The 17,177-nt window shown below is 46.1% G+C and carries 15 protein-coding genes and 2 rRNA genes; 11 read left to right on the forward strand and 6 right to left on the reverse strand.

Annotated elements, in window-relative coordinates:
- Positions 1-58 precede the first annotated feature (58 nt).
- The 4 genes from trkA to def all read right to left on the reverse strand — a co-directional run bounded on the left by trkA (position 59) and on the right by def (position 4,293).
- Positions 59-1,438, reverse strand: coding sequence for a Trk system potassium transporter TrkA (trkA, locus tag MASE_RS00095; protein WP_014947726.1), 1,380 nt, complete (start codon positions 1,436-1,438; stop codon positions 59-61).
- A 64-nt stretch (positions 1,439-1,502) separates the two neighbouring features.
- The gene (rsmB, locus tag MASE_RS00100; RefSeq protein WP_014947727.1) at positions 1,503-2,822 is read right to left on the reverse strand and encodes a 16S rRNA (cytosine(967)-C(5))-methyltransferase RsmB; all 1,320 of its coding nucleotides are present in this window, start codon (positions 2,820-2,822) and stop codon (positions 1,503-1,505) included.
- 2 nt (positions 2,823-2,824) lie between these two features.
- Complete coding sequence (gene fmt / locus MASE_RS00105) at positions 2,825-3,775, reverse strand: methionyl-tRNA formyltransferase (RefSeq protein WP_014947728.1); 951 nt, start codon at positions 3,773-3,775, stop codon at positions 2,825-2,827.
- An 8-nt stretch (positions 3,776-3,783) separates the two neighbouring features.
- Complete coding sequence (gene def / locus MASE_RS00110) at positions 3,784-4,293, reverse strand: peptide deformylase (RefSeq protein WP_014947729.1); 510 nt, start codon at positions 4,291-4,293, stop codon at positions 3,784-3,786.
- A 216-nt stretch (positions 4,294-4,509) separates the two neighbouring features.
- On the opposite strand from def, the gene MASE_RS00115 reads away from it, so the two are divergent.
- From MASE_RS00115 to MASE_RS00145, 7 genes are all read left to right on the forward strand, one after another.
- Entirely contained in the window at positions 4,510-5,583 is a 1,074-nt protein-coding gene (locus tag MASE_RS00115; RefSeq protein WP_014947730.1) for a LysM peptidoglycan-binding domain-containing protein, read from the forward strand.
- Between the two features lie 39 nt (positions 5,584-5,622).
- Positions 5,623-6,732, forward strand: a complete 1,110-nt coding sequence (dprA, locus tag MASE_RS00120) for a DNA-processing protein DprA (protein ID WP_014947731.1) — start codon at positions 5,623-5,625, stop codon at positions 6,730-6,732.
- A gap of 1 nt (position 6,733) precedes the next feature.
- A complete protein-coding gene (locus MASE_RS00125; RefSeq protein WP_014947732.1) occupies positions 6,734-7,210 on the forward strand; it encodes a DUF494 family protein in 477 nt (158 codons plus the stop codon).
- Positions 7,211-7,295: 85 nt separating this feature from the next.
- Positions 7,296-7,838 (forward strand): DNA topoisomerase family protein, encoded by a 543-nt coding sequence (locus MASE_RS00130; RefSeq protein WP_014947733.1) that lies wholly within the window; start codon positions 7,296-7,298, stop codon positions 7,836-7,838.
- Positions 7,839-7,882: 44 nt separating this feature from the next.
- Positions 7,883-8,488 carry an L-threonylcarbamoyladenylate synthase type 1 TsaC gene (tsaC, locus tag MASE_RS00135; protein WP_014947734.1) on the forward strand — a complete coding sequence of 202 codons (606 nt, stop codon included), beginning with the start codon at positions 7,883-7,885 and terminating at the stop codon, positions 8,486-8,488.
- Positions 8,485-9,417, forward strand: coding sequence for an oxygen-dependent coproporphyrinogen oxidase (gene hemF, locus MASE_RS00140; protein WP_014947735.1), 933 nt, complete (start codon positions 8,485-8,487; stop codon positions 9,415-9,417). The genes tsaC and hemF overlap by 4 nt, the downstream gene beginning before the upstream one ends.
- Positions 9,418-9,650: 233 nt before the next feature.
- Complete coding sequence (locus MASE_RS00145) at positions 9,651-10,331, forward strand: OmpW family outer membrane protein (protein WP_014947736.1); 681 nt, start codon at positions 9,651-9,653, stop codon at positions 10,329-10,331.
- Between the two features lie 124 nt (positions 10,332-10,455).
- On the opposite strand, the gene MASE_RS00150 is transcribed toward MASE_RS00145, so the two are convergent.
- Complete coding sequence (locus MASE_RS00150) at positions 10,456-10,887, reverse strand: group II truncated hemoglobin (protein ID WP_014947737.1); 432 nt, start codon at positions 10,885-10,887, stop codon at positions 10,456-10,458.
- On the opposite strand from MASE_RS00150, the gene aroE reads away from it, so the two are divergent.
- Entirely contained in the window at positions 10,886-11,725 is an 840-nt protein-coding gene (gene aroE / locus MASE_RS00155) for a shikimate dehydrogenase (protein WP_014947738.1), read from the forward strand. The genes MASE_RS00150 and aroE overlap by 2 nt on opposite strands.
- On the opposite strand, the gene MASE_RS00160 is transcribed toward aroE, so the two are convergent.
- Entirely contained in the window at positions 11,722-12,264 is a 543-nt protein-coding gene (locus MASE_RS00160) for a gamma carbonic anhydrase family protein (protein ID WP_014947739.1), read from the reverse strand. The genes aroE and MASE_RS00160 overlap by 4 nt on opposite strands.
- A 344-nt stretch (positions 12,265-12,608) precedes the next feature.
- Here MASE_RS00160 and MASE_RS00165 point away from each other — a divergent pair, with 344 nt between their 5' ends.
- From MASE_RS00165 to MASE_RS00175, 3 genes are all read left to right on the forward strand, one after another.
- Positions 12,609-13,520: a UDP-N-acetylglucosamine 2-epimerase gene (locus MASE_RS00165; RefSeq protein WP_014947740.1), complete on the forward strand. Its 912-nt coding sequence runs from the start codon at positions 12,609-12,611 to the stop codon at positions 13,518-13,520.
- 482 nt (positions 13,521-14,002) lie between these two features.
- Positions 14,003-14,118 (forward strand): 5S ribosomal RNA (gene rrf / locus MASE_RS00170).
- Positions 14,119-14,255: 137 nt separating this feature from the next.
- A 23S ribosomal RNA gene (locus MASE_RS00175) occupies positions 14,256-17,134 on the forward strand.
- Positions 17,135-17,177 lie beyond the last annotated feature (43 nt).

Consider the following 17,177-nt stretch of genomic DNA (forward strand, 5'->3'; position numbering starts at 1 on the left):
TTTATTTTTATGTCTTCAACTTTTAATCTTGCGGCACCTATGACGCTTTGCAAAAGCGCTAGCCAAAGAAAAATGCGCTGGGTTGGAACAGCTTTTCCACGTCGTTGATGTACTTCTTATCAACCAAGAACAAAATTACATGGTCGTTTGCTTCAATCTTGGTATCGCTGTGAGCAATAATCACCTGATCGTCTCGAACAATAGCCCCAATCGTGGTACCTGGCGGTAGTTTAATATCGCCTATTTGTTTGCCAACCACCTTAGAGGTATTTTCATCACCGTGCGCTATCGCTTCAATAGCCTCGGCAGCACCTCGTCGTAATGAGTACACGTTTACAATGTCACCTCGACGTACGTGAGTCAGTAGCGCCGAGATAGTGGCTTGTTGAGGTGAAAACGCGATATCTATCTCACCGCCTTGCACCAAGTCCACATAAGCACTTCGCTGGATAAGCACCATGGCTTTTTGTGCACCCATACGCTTTGCCAGCATGGCCGACATGATATTCGCTTCATCGTCGTTGGTAACGGCTATGAAAGCGTCAACTTGCTCGATGTTTTCTTCACTTAGCAATTCAGGGTCAGACGCGTCACCGCTAAATACAATGGTTTTATCTAAGTTCGCAGATAAATATTTGGCCCTTTCTGGGCTGTATTCAATAAGCTTAACGTTATGATTGTGCTCTAACTTTTTCGCAAGGCCTGCGCCAATCAAGCCACCACCGGCTATCATAATTCGTTTGTAGCTTGATTCGAGCTTTTGAAGCTCACTCATTACTGCGCGAATGTGCTTGGTAGCGGCAATAAAGAACACTTCATCATCGGCCTCAATAACCGTGGTACCTAACGGGCGAATAGGGCGGCCGCGTCGGTAAATGGCAGCAACCCGGGTTTCAACGTTAGGCATGTGGTCTTTAAGCGCAGATAACGCGTGGCCTACCAATAAGCCACCGTAATAGGCTTTAACCGCAACAAGGCTGGCTTTGCCTTCAGCAAACTCAACCACCTGAAGTGCACCCGGGTAGTCGATAAGACGTTTGATGGCCTTAGTTACCAACTGCTCGGGAGCGATAATGTGGTCAACGGGAATGTCTTGCTGCTTATATAGCTGCTCTTGGTAAATGATGTACTGTTCAGAGCGTACGCGAGCGATTTTAGTGGGGGTTTTAAATAGGCTGTAGGCCACCTGACAGGCCAACATATTGCTTTCATCACTATTGGTTACGGCAATCAGCATATCTGCATCTTCCGCACCGGCCTTACGCAACACATCAGGGTGTGAGCCCACGCCTGTTACTACTTGTAAATCAAGACGGTCTTGAAGTGCGCGCAATATAGTGGGGTCAGAGTCAATAACTGTTATTTCGTTATTCTCACCCACTAAGTTTTCAGCAAGTGTTCCGCCTACTTGGCCGGCCCCTAAAATGATGATCTTCATCGTTATTATTTTGCCTTCATATTCGTGCAAGTCTTAACTGTGTGACGTTGCACAACTATTGAACTCAGTCTGCTGACTTTACCAGCCTCGCATAATAGAAACCATCCATTTGTTGCTCTCCTGGCGTTATCTGGCGCCCTGGTTTATCAACGGTTTCTGTTTTCAGTATGGGCGATAAGGTGGCATCCGGTGTGTCGGACAAAAACTGCTGTATTTGCGCCATGTTCTCTTTTGGCAAAATAGAACAGGTTGCATAAAGTAGTGTGCCGCCTGGTTTTAACAGGCCCCAGAGCGTATCTAATATGCGCCGTTGAAGCTGTGCTAAGTTGTCGATGTCATTGGCTTTTCGAAGCCAGCGAATATCTGGGTGACGTCGAATCACGCCGGTAGCAGAGCAGGGGGCATCCAGTAATATTCTGTCGAAGGGCTTTCCGTCCCACCAGGTATCAGGATTAGCTGCATCACCTTGCTTAATATCGACAGTGTGCTTAAGGCGAGTCATGTTTTCTTCTACCCGTTTTAGGCGGGTAGCATCAGCATCAAGCGCTAATACGTACTGTGTATCAGGTGCACACTCAACAATGTGCCCTGTTTTTCCGCCTGGTGCGGCGCAACAGTCTAGAATGCGTTCGTTCGCTTGAGGCTTTAGGTAATGCGCAGCTAATTGCGCTGCCCCATCTTGTACCGCAAAGTGACCTTTTTCAAAACCAGGCAGGGCAGTAATGTCTACCCGCTTAGTCAGAATTACGGCATCAGCATGGTTTGCGCTAAGGGTATATTCAACCCCTGCTTTATCTAACGCCTGAGTAAATGCTGCCAACGATGTTTGCAACTTATTTACGCGAAGCCAAATGGGGGCCATGGCATTCGTTTCGTTACGAACCTGCTCGGCGTCGTCACCATAGGCGTTCTCTATTGCCTTAAACAACCACTTTGGCAAGCCGCTGTTTATGATTGCGTCGTCTACAGGTTTGTCTGCAAGGTTTTCTCGCTGAAAATTACGCAGTACCGCATTAACTAACCCTTTTAACCCTGCGGCATTTAAATAAGATGCTGCGGCGACGGTTTCGCCAACGGCGGCGTGGTTGCTAACACGGGAAAAATTAAGCTGGTACAAACCAAGAAGAATAAGATGTTCTATGACTTTCTTGTTGCCTTTTAGAGGCCTATCCAACAAAGAGCGCAGCCAGTGCTGTAAAAGGGGAAGGCGACGCATTACCCCTAGTGACATCTCTTGAATCCATGCGTTATCTTTGGCGTTGTGTCTGCGCTGAACGCGCTCTAAGCACTCACGCGATGACTTGCCTTGTTCTAAAATTTGGTAGATGACCCACGCGCAATCTGCGCGCAGGTTCTTTTGTTTGGGAAGGGGTAATGGTTTCACGTTTAGTCCGCTTGTGTCAGACAACGGCCCACTTCAAACCACGTTTGGCGAGCATTGATAACGTCTGACGCTGGAAGCGCCTTTTTGCCAGGAATTTGAAGAGTTGTAATGCAAAGCGCATCGCGCCCCGTAGCGATAGTAATGCCCTCTTTATTGGCACTGACTACCGTACCTGGCGTGGCACCTTTATTTAAAGGAACAACGCTGGCAGACCATACTTTAACGTTCTGATCTTCGACCTGCATCCACGCTACAGGCCAAGGGTTGAAGGCGCGGATATTTCGCTCTATTTGCTCAGCATCGTCTGCCCAATTAATCAGGGCTTCTTCTTTTGATAGCTTTTTCGCGTAGGTCGCTTGAGAGTCGTCTTGTTTGGTGGGCGTGTAACGATCAAATTCATTAACGACCTCAACCAACGCTTGTGGTCCTAGCTCTGCAAGCTTTTCATATAAGGTGGCGCTGGTATCTTCAGAGGTAATAGGTAATGTTGCTATGTGAAGCATGTCACCCGTATCTAAACCTTCGTCCATTTGCATTATAGTTACGCCGGTCTCAGCGTCACCCGCCCAGATTGAACGCTGTATTGGTGCCGCGCCTCGCCACTTAGGCAGAATAGAGCCGTGCACGTTAATGCACCCTAGCTTAGGTGCATTTAACACCGCAGTAGGCAGTATCAGTCCGTAAGCAACAACTACCATTAAATCGGCATTGAGCGAGGCTAATTCTTCCTGAGCGTCTTGAGCTTTAAGCGACTGAGGCTGGTAAACTGGAATGGCGTTTTCTTCTGCTAATACTTTAACCGGACTGGCGGTAAGCTTTTTACCTCGCCCTGCGGGTCTATCAGGCTGAGTGTAAACAGCAATGACTTCGTGCTCGCTCTCGAGTAACGCTGATAGATGTTTAGCTGCAAAATCCGGAGTACCGGCAAAAATCACTTTCAATGGAGTTGTCACGTTATTCCTTAGGCTTTTGCAGCAAGACGCGCTTCTTTCTCAAGCTTTTTACGAATACGTTGGCGCTTAAGCGGTGAAAGGTAATCAATAAACAATTTGCCTTTTAGATGATCCAGCTCGTGCTGAATACAAATCGCTAACAAACCTTCTGCATCCAACTCAAAGCTTTCGCCATTCTGATCTAGCGCTTTTACGGTAATTGATTCGGCGCGCTCAACTTTCGCGTAATTACCCGGCACTGATAAACAGCCTTCTTCGCTAATCGTGGAGCCATCTTTACGAATGATTTCAGGGTTAATAAATACGCGTGGCTCGTTTTGATCTTCCGATACGTCCATTACAACAACTTGAACGTGGCGGTTAACTTGCGTTGCAGCAAGGCCAATACCGTTCTCGTCTTTCATGGTTTCGAACATGTCCGATACCAATTGTTTAATTTCGTCGTTAACCTCTTCAACCGGCTTAGCTACCGTGCGAAGACGTTCATCAGGAAAACTTAATACGTCTAAAATTGCCATTTCTCGCTTACTTCACCTTTTCGCTGTATAAATTCATATACGATCTAATTGCCAGCACACTTTACAGTGCTTATTAAGTTACTATTCTAACGTATATCGGGCTGTTTCGTGCAGTTTTTTACCGAAACCCTATTAGAATACCTAGTTATGCCGATATAGTGCTATTGTCTGAAAAATCAACAATGAGTGACAGTGAATAATTTGCAGGTGGTTAATTTGAAAAAGCGATTGATTTACGCGCGTCGTGCAGCATTGTTTATCTTAGGTGTACTGCTTTCTTTGCCTACCTTTGCGCTGCAGCTAAAAGAGAGCGCGCCAGAAACCTACACAGTAAAGCGTGGGGACACGCTATGGGCAATCGCTAACGTTTTTCTCAATGAGCCTTGGCTCTGGCCTGAATTATGGCGAACCAACACCCAAATCGACAATCCACACCTTATTTACCCGGGCGATGTTATCGTCGTTGGGTATGTTGATGGGCAGCCTGTATTAAGTGTAAAGCGCGACAAGCCTTCCTATAAGCTTTCTCCGGCTACCGATAAGCGAGTAAAACCGAAGCCTGTTGATGTGTTGTCGTGGACAACTATCTCTCCATTCATTAGGCAACATATGCTGCTAGACGAGGAAAGCTATGCTTCGCTACCTAAATTGCTGGGTAATCAGGATGGAAACGTAAGGTTTGCGTCTGATGATTTTGTGTTAAGCCAGCAACAATTCAGTACCGACGATCAGTACAGAGTAGTAAGAAAGCACGCTACGATTAGAAATCTTGATGGGGAAATCCTTGGTATTCAAGTTACCCATGTTTCAACAGCTTCACTAGTGGAAAAAGATGAAGGTAGCAACACGATGTTGCTTTTCATCGACGATGCGAACCAAGAAGCTAAGCGCGGTGATAAGTTAATGGCGGGTGGATTTGAACATCCTGAAGGCTTTGAACTTGTTCCGGCTACTTCGCAGCGAGGCGCAATAGTTGGAGATTTGCATGATCACGATTTACTTGGCAAATACGACGTTGTCATTCTTGATTTAGGCAGTATGGAAGTAGCGCCAGGTACGGTCCTGGGGCTTTACTCACAAGGTCCAGCCATTATTGACGAAGAAAGTCCACGCTATGTAGATGAACCCGGCGCTAACACTGGTGGTGAGTGGTTTATCGATACAGTATCGCAACCCGCGCTTAAAGTAGGTGAAGTTGTTGTGTTTAAAACATTTGATGCGGCAAGTTACGGATTAATAACGCGAGCGAACAAAGGGATAAAGCGCGGCTTTATTGTCGCAAAGCCCTAAGCGTTGCATGGTTCATTGTCGCTCGCATTAGGAGCGATAATGGCACCACAATCTTCTCAGTTAGACAGCGAAACATTAGCATGGATAGCGCTGGCTTCCGCTCAGCGTGTTTCACCTAAACTATGGCTACAGGCTCTCGAAAAATATCAACTTTCTACTGTCGATTTAGGCAGCAACACGTCTTCGCTGCCTAACGAGGTTAAACAACTCACCAACAACATTTCACCGCCTCTTATTGATGCAGCAATAAACTGGCTGCAAGCGAGCGAAAATAGACACATCGTGCCGTTGTCATCGCCTCACTATCCAGAATTACTTAAGCAATTGGATAGTCCGCCCCTCGCGCTATTTGCCACGGGAAACAAAGCGCTATTTCAAAAACCACAGATTGCTATAGTGGGAAGCAGAAGGGCCAGCCTTCAGGGTAAGCGTACCGCAACCGACATTGCTTATGGGTTATCTAGTAGCGGAGTTGTAGTGACGAGCGGCCTTGCCATGGGCATTGATAGCGCCGCACACCAAGGCGCCCTGTCTGGTAGCACCGGAACCATTGCGGTAATGGGTACGGGACCTGAAAAGGTATATCCGGCTAAAAATAGTAAGCTCTATGAAGCTATCAACAATGACGGAGGTGTCACCGTTACAGAGTTTTTTCCGGGGCAGGGACCTAAGCCTTGGCATTTTCCAAGGCGAAATCGAATTATCGCAGCGTTATCCCTTGGAACCTTAGTGGTAGAGGCAAAAATTAAGAGTGGCACCTTGATAACTGCGAATTTGGCCGCAGATATGGGGCGAGAAGTATTCGCTGTGCCAGGCAATATCGCTAACGCTTACGCTGAAGGTTGCCACTGGTTAATCCAACAGGGCGCCAAATTAGTAACAAATATAAGCGATATTCTCGATGAAGTTGGCGTTCAGCCTGAACAACTAGGCTTGAATGTTGACGAGCAAAACGAAAAAAGTACAGCGAATAGCTTGGCAACCGATAAATTATTAGCTAGTGTGGATTGTGACATCACCGCTATTGATGTCATAGCCCAGCGCAATGCCATATCTGTATCGCAAGCAATGGCATCATTATTAGAATATGAGTTGCGTGGTTTAGTGGCCGCTGTCCCTGGTGGTTACGTTAAATTGAGGGGAAAATAATATGTTCGATATCCTCATGTATCTGTTTGAAAACTTCATTCACAGTGAAACGGAAATTCGTGTTGACCAAGACGAGTTAACGGAAGAGCTTGTGCGCGCAGGATTTCATCACGATGAGATTTATAAAGCCCTCGCATGGTTAGAAAAGTTAGCGGCACTGCAAGAGACGGACATCAAACCGTACTTTTGCAAAGGTATTAGCACTAGCTTAAGCCGTATTTACACGCATGAAGAACAAATGCGTTTAGATGTGGAATGTCGCGGTTTTCTTATGTTCTTAGAACAGGTTAATGTGTTGGATGCCTCCACACGCGAAATGGTTATAGATCGCGTTATGGAAATTGATTCCAATGAATTTTGCTTGGAAGACCTGAAGTGGGTTGTGCTAATGGTACTATTCAACGTACCTGGCAAAGAGAAAGCCTACGCACAAATGGAAGATCTTTTGTTCGAAGAGCCAGATGGTGTTCTGCATTAATGCAGTTGTAGTCACTGGTATTTGAATCTTTACTTAAAAATGCGCTGTGAAATTACAGCGCGTTTAAGGCCTTAACGTCCAATACATGTCTAAAATAGACCATTCACTCTTTTCAGCGCGCGAGCATGCTCTCGATGATAATTTCGGAGATTGCCCCGAGTGCGGTAAACCTCTTCATATAAAGAACAGTAAATCCGGCCCTTTTATCGGGTGTACGGGCTATCCGGAATGTAGCTTTAGTAAGCCACTTCACGATAAACAAACCACCATACTGAAAACCTTAGACGGTGTAGCCTGCCCTGAATGCGCATCCGACTTAGCCATAAAGAAAGGGCGGTTTGGCATGTTTATCGGCTGTACCAATTTTCCTTCATGCCATCACATAGAGCCCATTAAAGAAAAAGAGGATACTTTGGTGGATTGTCCAAAGTGTAAGAGAGGGCATCTAATCTCGCGTACTAACAAATACGGCAAACAGTTTTTTGCGTGCAACCATTATCCACAATGTCGATATGTGCTAAATTTCACGCCGGTTAATGAAAGCTGCCCAGACTGCGGTTGGGGAGTATTGATAGACAAAAAGGGGCAGTTACAGTGTCCTCAGCCTAGTTGTGGCTTTAAAAAGTAATTATACGAACAACTAAAGAAGAACTATACGTAGAGATTAAAACCATGTCTGATATCCAAAATGGGAACGTAAACACGTTTACCCCCGTTGAGGCTAACTCACCTGAAGTAGACCCTGTTGTTGCCGCATTCCAAGCTGGCAGTTTAATCGTTTATCCAACCGAAGCGGTAATGGGCATCGGATGTGACCCCGACAATGAAGCCGCTGTAAATGCGCTGTTAGAGATAAAACAGCGACCGGTAGAAAAGGGCGTGATCTTGATTGCAGCAAACTACAGTCAGCTACTGCCTTATGTTAACGACAACGCCATTCGCCCTGACAGACGCACCGATATTTTTTCGAGCTGGCCAGGCCCTAATACTTGGCTATTACCTAAGTCGTCATCTGCGCCAGTTTGGTTAACCGGCAAGCATAGTAAAATAGCAGTGCGCGTAACTAATCACCCTGTAGTAGTGGAATTGTGCAACAAGTTAGGTAAACCGTTAGTCTCTACAAGCGCTAACCTGACCGGCCAACCGCCAGCCACCACCACTGAAGAAGCAAAAGCCGTATTCGCTGACTCCGTTTTCTATGTCGAAGGGGAAGTAGGCGGTGCAACTAAACCCAGTACCATTCGCGATGGTGACACAGCAGAGGTAATAAGAGCATGACATCAGCAGAATTACTGGACGGTAAAAATGCCGCTGAAGTAATAGAACAAGTAAAAAGCTATTTACTAGGGCTGCAAGACACCATTTGCCAAACCCTTGAACTTGCCGACGGTAAGGGCCAGTTTGTTGAAGACAGCTGGCAGCGAGAAGAAGGTGGCGGTGGCCGTTCTCGAGTACTAAAAAATGGTGCGGTGATAGAACAAGGCGGCGTTAACTTTTCTCATGTGTTTGGCAGTCAAATGCCTGCCTCAGCAACGGCTAACCGCCCTGAGCTTGCGGGAAGAAACTTTCAAGCAATGGGTGTATCACTCGTTATTCATCCACATAACCCGTATATTCCAACGTCACATGCTAATGTTCGCTTTTTTATTGCAGAAAAAGAGGGCGAAACACCTATCTGGTGGTTTGGCGGCGGCTTCGACTTGACGCCATTTTATCCGTTTAAAGATGACGTTTTACACTGGCATGATACTGCTAAAAAATTATGTAAGCCGTTTGGCGATGATGTCTACCCTAAGTACAAAAAGTGGTGCGACGACTACTTTTACTTAAAGCATCGCAATGAAACTCGCGGAGTGGGCGGTTTATTCTTCGACGACCTGAATGAATGGGGCTTTGAACAGTCATTTGCATTTATGCAGGCTGTTGGTAATGGCTTCATCGATGCTTACGTTCCTATTGTTGAACGTCGTAAGCAAACCGATTTCGGCGAAAGAGAGCGTGATTTCCAACTTTACCGCCGGGGCCGCTACGTTGAGTTTAACCTTGTATTCGACCGAGGCACTTTATTTGGACTGCAAACCGGCGGGCGTACGGAATCAATTCTAATGTCGATGCCGCCGCTCGCGCGCTGGGAGTATTGTTATACACCTGCACCGGGTAGCGCCGAAGCCAAGCTGACAGACTGGTTAAAACCTACTGATTGGTGATTAATTATTAAATAAGGCTCCGCTTAAATCCTTACGCGGACCGCCGATAGCAGCTTTCATCTTTAATGACTAAAAAACGCCGTATTAACGTTAATGCGGCGTTTTTTTGATCTAAATCAAGGTGGAATATCATCTGTGTTTCAGTGAGTTATCAAACTTGCGCTGGATCAATGTTTCTCTTAACCACAGGCGTAAAGTAGCGCCATCTTAGTTAAACACAAAAGAGACACATCATGCGCAAACACTTTTTATCTGCATCTGCACTTTGCCTTACACTTGCTGCACTCTCACCTTTAGCTAGCGCTCACCAGCAGGGCGACTGGATCGTTCGTGGCGGTCTTACGACCGTTGCTCCTGACGAATCTACCTCTAACATCGTCGCGGGTGGAACTGATCTTGGCGTGGCTCTTAATATCGATAACGATACTCAGCTAGGTTTAAATGTAGCGTACTTTATTACTGACAATATTAATATCGAGCTGCTTGCCGCAACGCCGTTTAAGCACGACGTTAATTTTTCTGTAGCTGATCCGTTAGGGACGGGTAATCAGCTTGGTGAAGTCACGCATCTTCCTCCTACGCTTACCGCAAACTACTATTTTAATGATGCCAGCTCTGCGTTTCAGCCATACATTGGTGCAGGTATCAACTATACCTTTATCTTTGATGAAGAGTTTACAGGTGCGAATGAAACAGCTGGCTTAAGCGACCTATCGCTTGATAATTCATTTGGCTTGTCAGCACAGGTGGGAATGGATTACCAAATTGATACCAAATGGCATGTTAATGCATCGGTTCGATTCATTGATATAGATACCGAAGCAACCTTCAAAGTGGGTGATGCTGCTGGAAAGGTAAGTGATATTGAAATAGATCCTTGGGTGTATACCTTATCGGTGGGTTACACATTCTAATTCTTAGTTTCACGCCTTATTAACTATTAGGCTTTCACAATTGCACTACTTTATGCGCCATAAAGAGCGTAGACAGTAACAGGGGAGTTGCGCGTTAAAAGGTTAATCCTTTCAACGCGCTTTTTTATTTTGTATTCACCATGTGATTGGCGAGTTGATCAAGTGCGTCTATCAACTGTTGAGCTAAGGCGATATCTTCAACCGTTTTAAACATGGCTTTTCGCATGCAGTACATCCACTGCGCTTTTAACTCCGGTGTTACGGTATAAGGTAGGTGGCGTGCACGCAGACGCGGGTGGCCATACTGCTGCTGATAATCATCAGGACCACCAAGCCATAAACTTAAATAGAGAAAGAACACGTGGCGAATTCTGTCTAATGGCTGGGGGTGAATAGCTAGCAATTCATTGGCGAGTGGATCGGTTTCCATTATGTCGTAAAACGTATTTGCTAATTCCCGTACTTTCTCCTCTCCACCTATACGTTCATATGGTGTACTCTGCGAAGCACGATTATCGCTTTTCTTCTTTATATTAAATAAGTCTCGTATTCCCATGAAAAAATTCGCTGTATTCGGAAATCCTATTGCACAGAGTTTATCACCAACTATCCATCAAATGTTTGCTGAACAAGTGGGAGAAAAGATTTCTTATGAAAAGATACTTGCGCCAGTAGATGGTTTTGTAGATGCCGCCAACGCGTTTTTAGCTCAGGAAGGCGCGGTAGGTTGTAACGTCACTATGCCTTTTAAGCTTGATGCATTCAACTTGGCAAAGGTAGATGACCAAGCAGCCAAAGATGCACAAGCTGTTAATACGCTAATGAATGGTGACAGCGGTGAAGTGTGGGGATACAACACTGATGGTGTAGGGCTGGTAAACGATCTGCTTAACAGTGGTGTGGAAATTAAGGGTAAGCGCGTGTTGCTTATTGGTGCCGGCGGCGCCGCCCGTGGCGTAATCTCCCCGTTATTAAAAGCAGGGGCCGCCTCTTTAACCATCACCAATAGAACCAAAGCGAAAGCAGAGGAAGTGGCAAGTGCCGCTTCAAACGCTAAAGTGCAGGTGGCTGCGCTTGAAGATATCGCAGATGTTGCGCCTCATATTATTATTAATTCAACAGCCGCCAGTTTAAGCAATGAATTGCCGTGCCGTTTAAATGATGGTGTTTTACAAAATTGTGAAGTGGTGTATGACATGGTTTATAAAAACTCACCCACGCGCTTTATGAGAGATGCGGCCGAACTTGGTGTTAAGACACAAATCGATGGATTAGGGATGCTGGTTGAGCAAGCGGCTGAAGCATTCTACATATGGACACAAAAGCGCCCCGATACTTCAGATATTGTAAAACGTGTCAGGGCTATCGTTGAGCAAGGTGAGAAGCGAAACTAGTTCGCTTCTTCAAGGTACTCATCTTTCAATACAACATAGTTAACGGCAGACTGTTTCAGGAATGCCATTTCAGCGTCGTTGAGTGGTCTTTTCTTTTGCATGGGGTTTCCCACGTAAAGAAATCCGCTTTCTAACCTTTTGTTCGGCGGCACTAATGTACCTGCACCAATAAACACATCGTCTTCAACAACAACACCATCCATTACAATAGCGCCCATGCCAACGAGAATTCGATTACCCAACTGACAGCCGTGCAGCATACACTTATGCCCAACGGTAACGTCCTCACCAATGATAAGAGGGAAGCCGTTGGGGTTCTTCTCAGATTTACGAGTAACGTGTAAAACACTGCCATCTTGAATATTAGAACGGGCGCCAATACGAATTTTGTTCACGTCGCCACGAGCTGCAACCAGCGGCCAAATACTCGCATCATCTTCTAAAACTACATCACCGACGATTCTTGCCGAGCCATCAACATAGACATTCTTTCCTAATGTAGGAGAAACACCTTTAAAACTATCAATCGATTTATGCATTACACACTCATATAAATTGCGCAGAAAGTGAATTACGCAAACTCTAACAGCAATGCCGATGAGTTGGTACTAGTAGGGTGGTTACAGAGCCTACCTGTAATGCTTTAAGCAACAGGTAACTATCTTGGGGTAGCAAAACGCGAAGAGGAGGGTAGTAAATAACAAGGAGAAAAATGATAATGTAGCTTGCTAATAGAATTTATCGAGACGTTGTAATGCCCAAGCGCTATGTATTTTTCACTGCCCTTTCCTATGCGTATCCTATTTATAGACCACTACAAGAGGCCATTAGGGCTAGAGGTGACGAAGTAGCGTGGTTTTTGGAAGGAGAATGTCCCGATCTATTGAAGCCTGATGAAATTCGCCTTCATACTATTAATGATGTTATTGAATACAACCCCTTAGCCATATTTGCGTGTGGAAATATCATCTATCACTTTTTGCCAGGCATAAAGGTATCAGTCTTTCACGGTTATCCGATTGGCAAGCGAGGGGAGAAGAGTAGCGCTACAGATGATCACTTCTCTATTCGCGGGTGGTTTGATATGTACTGTACTCAGGGGCCAAGTAGCACAGAGTATTTTAAGCAGCTTGAAGCAAAGCATCAGTTTTTTAAAGTGTATCAAACAGGTTGGGCTAAAGTGGATGACTACTTTTCTTCATATAAGAAGGAAAACGATGTTCCCACTATTCTCTACGCCACCACTTTTTCTAAAGGCATTACCTCCGCTCCTGTACTTGTCGATACAATTAGTAGGTTAGTGAAAGAAAAGAAATGGAATTGGCGTTTAACATTCCATCCCAAACTCAACGATCAAGCACTATTAGATAGATATCGTGCGCTGGCAGATGAATATAGTAACGTTACGTTTGTCGATAATGTGCGTCTTGAAGACTTTCAGCAATCAGATGTCATGTTGTGTGACAGCAGCTCTATAATTTTAGAGTTTATGATGATGAACAAACCTGTTGTCACTTATCGCAATACAAACCCCGGACAACATTTACTTAATGTCACAGAAGTAAGCGAAGTAGAAAACGCCATTGAAACTGCATTAACGCGACCAGCATCATTAATGAAAGAGGTTAATGACTTTGCCCATTATCATGAAGCCTATAGAGATGGACATAATTGCGAACGTATTTTAGATGCAGTCGATGACTTTAATAGTAACTATAAAGGTAAGATAAAAGCTAAGCCGCTTAACCTGTGGCGCAAGTTCAGGTTAAGGAATAAGCTGAAATACTGGAAATAGGAGCGTTCAAAACGAATATGACACTTTTTTTAAAATAAGTGTTGACGTGAGCGCTCATTTCCCTAAAATGCGCATCCGCTTCGGGGGAAAAGCAAAACAGCAAGCCTCCTGAAGTAAGTCTCTACTACCTTTATAGGCCAGTAAAGACGGGAGTTTAGAAGCATTAAAAGCGGCCGAAGAGTAACTCGCCTTAATTCTGGGGTCAGAGTACATTTCTCTAATAAGGCATGCTGACGAATTTCAGAGTTTCTCCCCCACAGTTTTGAAATCACGTATAGTTAAATTCGTTTGTTCTTAAAAGTACTCTGATTTAACGGCATTGGGGGATAAGGGAATAATTATGTTCTGATGTTTAAAGCAATAAAGTACTCTGACCCCAATTTGAGGTTTTGCTGGGGGAAGTGGGGATTAATGTACTCTGACCCCATTTTTTTGTTTCTTCCAAACGCAAAAAACCCGCCGTTAGGCGGGTTCTTCTTAATGGTGGCAGCCATAGCGATACGGTACCACCTGACTCCATTCCGAACTCAGAAGTGAAACGTATTAGCGCCGATGGTAGTGTGGGGCTTCCCCATGTGAGAGTAGGACACTGCCAGGTCGGAAAAACTGGTAACAATCTAGAAAACTGGATATCAATTCAATCAGTGAGTAACTGTCTTTTCACTCTACTTGCGGCTCATTTTTCAGAGCTTAGCTTGTCTACAACACTCAGAAGCCTAAAGCTTCTTGGGCGTTGTTTAAGTGACGAAGCGTATACGGTGGATGCCTTGGCAGTTAGAGGCGATGAAGGACGTGTAAGTCTGCGAAAAGCTGTGGTGAGCCGACAAAATGCATTTGAGCCACAGATGTCCGAATGGGGAAACCCACCTGTTTACAGGTATCGTTAACTGAATACATAGGTTAACGAGGCAAACGAGGGGAACTGAAACATCTAAGTACCCTTAGGAAAAGAAATCAACCGAGATTCCCCTAGTAGCGGCGAGCGAACGGGGAGCAGCCCTTAAGCTGTTTAGAATTTAGTGGAATCCTTTGGGAAGAGGAGCGATACAAGGTGATAGCCCTGTACACGACGGATTCTTTACAGTGAAATCGAGTAGGTCGGGACACGTGTTATCTTGACTGAATATGGGGGGACCATCCTCCAAGGCTAAATACTCCTAACTGACCGATAGTGAACCAGTACCGTGAGGGAAAGGCGAAAAGAACCCCTGTGAGGGGAGTGAAATAGAACCTGAAACCGTATACGTACAAGCAGTGGGAGCCACTTCGTGTGGTGACTGCGTACCTTTTGTATAATGGGTCAGCGACTTATATTTAGTAGCAAGGTTAAGTGAATAACGGAGCCGTAGCGAAAGCGAGTGTTAACTGCGCGTTTAGTTGCTAGGTATAGACCCGAAACCCGGTGATCTAGCCATGAGCAGGTTGAAGGTTGAGTAACATCAACTGGAGGACCGAACCCACTAACGTTGAAAAGTTAGGGGATGACTTGTGGCTGGGGGTGAAAGGCCAATCAAACCGGGAGATAGCTGGTTCTCCCCGAAATCTATTTAGGTAGAGCCTCGGACGAATTCCATTGGGGGTAGAGCACTGTTAAGGCTAGGGGGTCATCCCGACTTACCAACCCTTTGCAAACTCCGAATACCAATGAGAACTATCCGGGAGACACACGGCGGGTGCTAACGTCCGTCGTGGAGAGGGAAACAACCCAGACCGCCAGCTAAGGTCCCAAAATATTGCTAAGTGGGAAACGATGTGGGAAGGCATAGACAGCTAGGAGGTTGGCTTAGAAGCAGCCACCCTTTAAAGAAAGCGTAATAGCTCACTAGTCGAGTCGGCCTGCGCGGAAGATGTAACGGGGCTAAGCAATATACCGAAGCTGCGGCAGCATGTTTACATGCTGGGTAGGGGAGCGTTGTGTAAGTGGATGAAGGTGAGTTGTAAAGCTTGCTGGACATATCACAAGTGCGAATGCTGACATGAGTAACGATAATGGGAGTGAAAAACTCCCACGCCGGAAGACCAAGGTTTCCTGTCCCATGCTAATCAGGGCAGGGTAAGTCGGCCCCTAAGGCGAGGCAGAAATGCGTAGTCGATGGGAAACGGGTTAATATTCCCGTACTTATATAATCAGTGATGGAGGGACGGAGAAGGCTAGGCAAGCTTGGCGTTGGTTGTCCAAGTGAAAGTGAGTAGGCTGGAATTTTAGGTAAATCCGGAATTCTAAGGCCGAGACACGAGACGAGCTCCCAAGGGAGTGAAGTTGTTGATGCCCTGCTTCCAGGAAAAGCTTCTAAACTTATGATTATATGAACCGTACCCCAAACCGACACAGGTGGTCAGGTAGAGAATACTAAGGCGCTTGAGAGAACTCGGGTGAAGGAACTCGGCAAAATTGTACCGTAACTTCGGGAGAAGGTACGCCTCTGTTTGTGAACACTTCGCGTGGTAAGCAAATGGAGGCCGCAGTGACCAGGTGGCTGGGACTGTTTATTAAAAACACAGCACTCTGCAAACTCGTAAGAGGACGTATAGGGTGTGACACCTGCCCGGTGCCGGAAGGTTAATTGATGGGGTTAGTTTTCGGACGAAGCTCTTGATCGAAGCCCCGGTAAACGGCGGCCGTAACTATAACGGTCCTAAGGTAGCGAAATTCCTTGTCGGGTAAGTTCCGACCTGCACGAATGGTGTAACCATGGCCACGCTGTCTCCACCCGAGACTCAGTGAAATTGAAATCGCAGTGAAGATGCTGTGTACCCGCACCTAGACGGAAAGACCCCGTGAACCTTTACTACAGCTTGGCACTGAACATTGAACCTACATGTGTAGGATAGGTGGGAGGCTTTGAAGCACAGTCGCTAGATTGTGTGGAGCCGTCCTTGAAATACCACCCTTGTATGTTTGATGTTCTAACATTGTTCCCTTATCGGGAATGTGGACAGTGTCTGGTGGGTAGTTTGACTGGGGCGGTCTCCTCCCAAATAGTAACGGAGGAGCACGAAGGTTAGCTAATCACGGTCGGACATCGTGAGGTTAGTGCAATGGCATAAGCTAGCTTAACTGCGAGACAGACACGTCGAGCAGGTACGAAAGTAGGTCATAGTGATCCGGTGGTTCTGTATGGAAGGGCCATCGCTCAACGGATAAAAGGTACTCCGGGGATAACAGGCTGATACCGCCCAAGAGTTCATATCGACGGCGGTGTTTGGCACCTCGATGTCGGCTCATCACATCCTGGGGCTGAAGTCGGTCCCAAGGGTATGGCTGTTCGCCATTTAAAGTGGTACGCGAGCTGGGTTTAGAACGTCGTGAGACAGTTCGGTCCCTATCTGGTGTGGGCGTTGGATGATTGATGGGAGCTGCTCCTAGTACGAGAGGACCGGAGTGGACGAACCGCTGGTGTTCGGGTTGTCATGCCAATGGCATTGCCCGGTAGCTATGTTCGGAACGGATAACCGCTGAAAGCATCTAAGCGGGAAGCCGGCCCAAAGATGAGTCATCCCTGACCTTTAAGGTCTGGAAGGGTTGTTATAGACGATGACGTTGATAGGCAGGGTGTGGAAGCGTTGTAAGGCGTTAAGCTAACCTGTACTAATTGCCCGAGAGGCTTAACCATCCATACAACCCCAAACAGCCTTTTGACTTCTGTCTAAGTTACG

Origin of the sequence: Alteromonas macleodii ATCC 27126 (genome assembly GCF_000172635.2) — a bacterium.
Lineage (GTDB): Bacteria > Pseudomonadota > Gammaproteobacteria > Enterobacterales > Alteromonadaceae > Alteromonas > Alteromonas macleodii.

What these genes read in the sequence shown, in the direction of transcription:
- MASE_RS00160 (WP_014947739.1), bottom strand. Translation starts at nt 12,264, where the DNA reads ATGCATAAATCGATTGATAGTTTTAAAGGTGTTTCTCCTACATTAGGA.
- MASE_RS00130 (WP_014947733.1), top strand. Translation starts at nt 7,296, where the DNA reads ATGTCTAAAATAGACCATTCACTCTTTTCAGCGCGCGAGCATGCTCTC.
- trkA (WP_014947726.1), bottom strand. Translation starts at nt 1,438, where the DNA reads ATGAAGATCATCATTTTAGGGGCCGGCCAAGTAGGCGGAACACTTGCT.
- dprA (WP_014947731.1), top strand. Translation starts at nt 5,623, where the DNA reads ATGGCACCACAATCTTCTCAGTTAGACAGCGAAACATTAGCATGGATA.
- MASE_RS00125 (WP_014947732.1), top strand. Translation starts at nt 6,734, where the DNA reads ATGTTCGATATCCTCATGTATCTGTTTGAAAACTTCATTCACAGTGAA.
- MASE_RS00150 (WP_014947737.1), bottom strand. Translation starts at nt 10,887, where the DNA reads ATGGGAATACGAGACTTATTTAATATAAAGAAGAAAAGCGATAATCGT.
- tsaC (WP_014947734.1), top strand. Translation starts at nt 7,883, where the DNA reads ATGTCTGATATCCAAAATGGGAACGTAAACACGTTTACCCCCGTTGAG.
- def (WP_014947729.1), bottom strand. Translation starts at nt 4,293, where the DNA reads ATGGCAATTTTAGACGTATTAAGTTTTCCTGATGAACGTCTTCGCACG.
- hemF (WP_014947735.1), top strand. Translation starts at nt 8,485, where the DNA reads ATGACATCAGCAGAATTACTGGACGGTAAAAATGCCGCTGAAGTAATA.
- aroE (WP_014947738.1), top strand. Translation starts at nt 10,886, where the DNA reads ATGAAAAAATTCGCTGTATTCGGAAATCCTATTGCACAGAGTTTATCA.
- MASE_RS00145 (WP_014947736.1), top strand. Translation starts at nt 9,651, where the DNA reads ATGCGCAAACACTTTTTATCTGCATCTGCACTTTGCCTTACACTTGCT.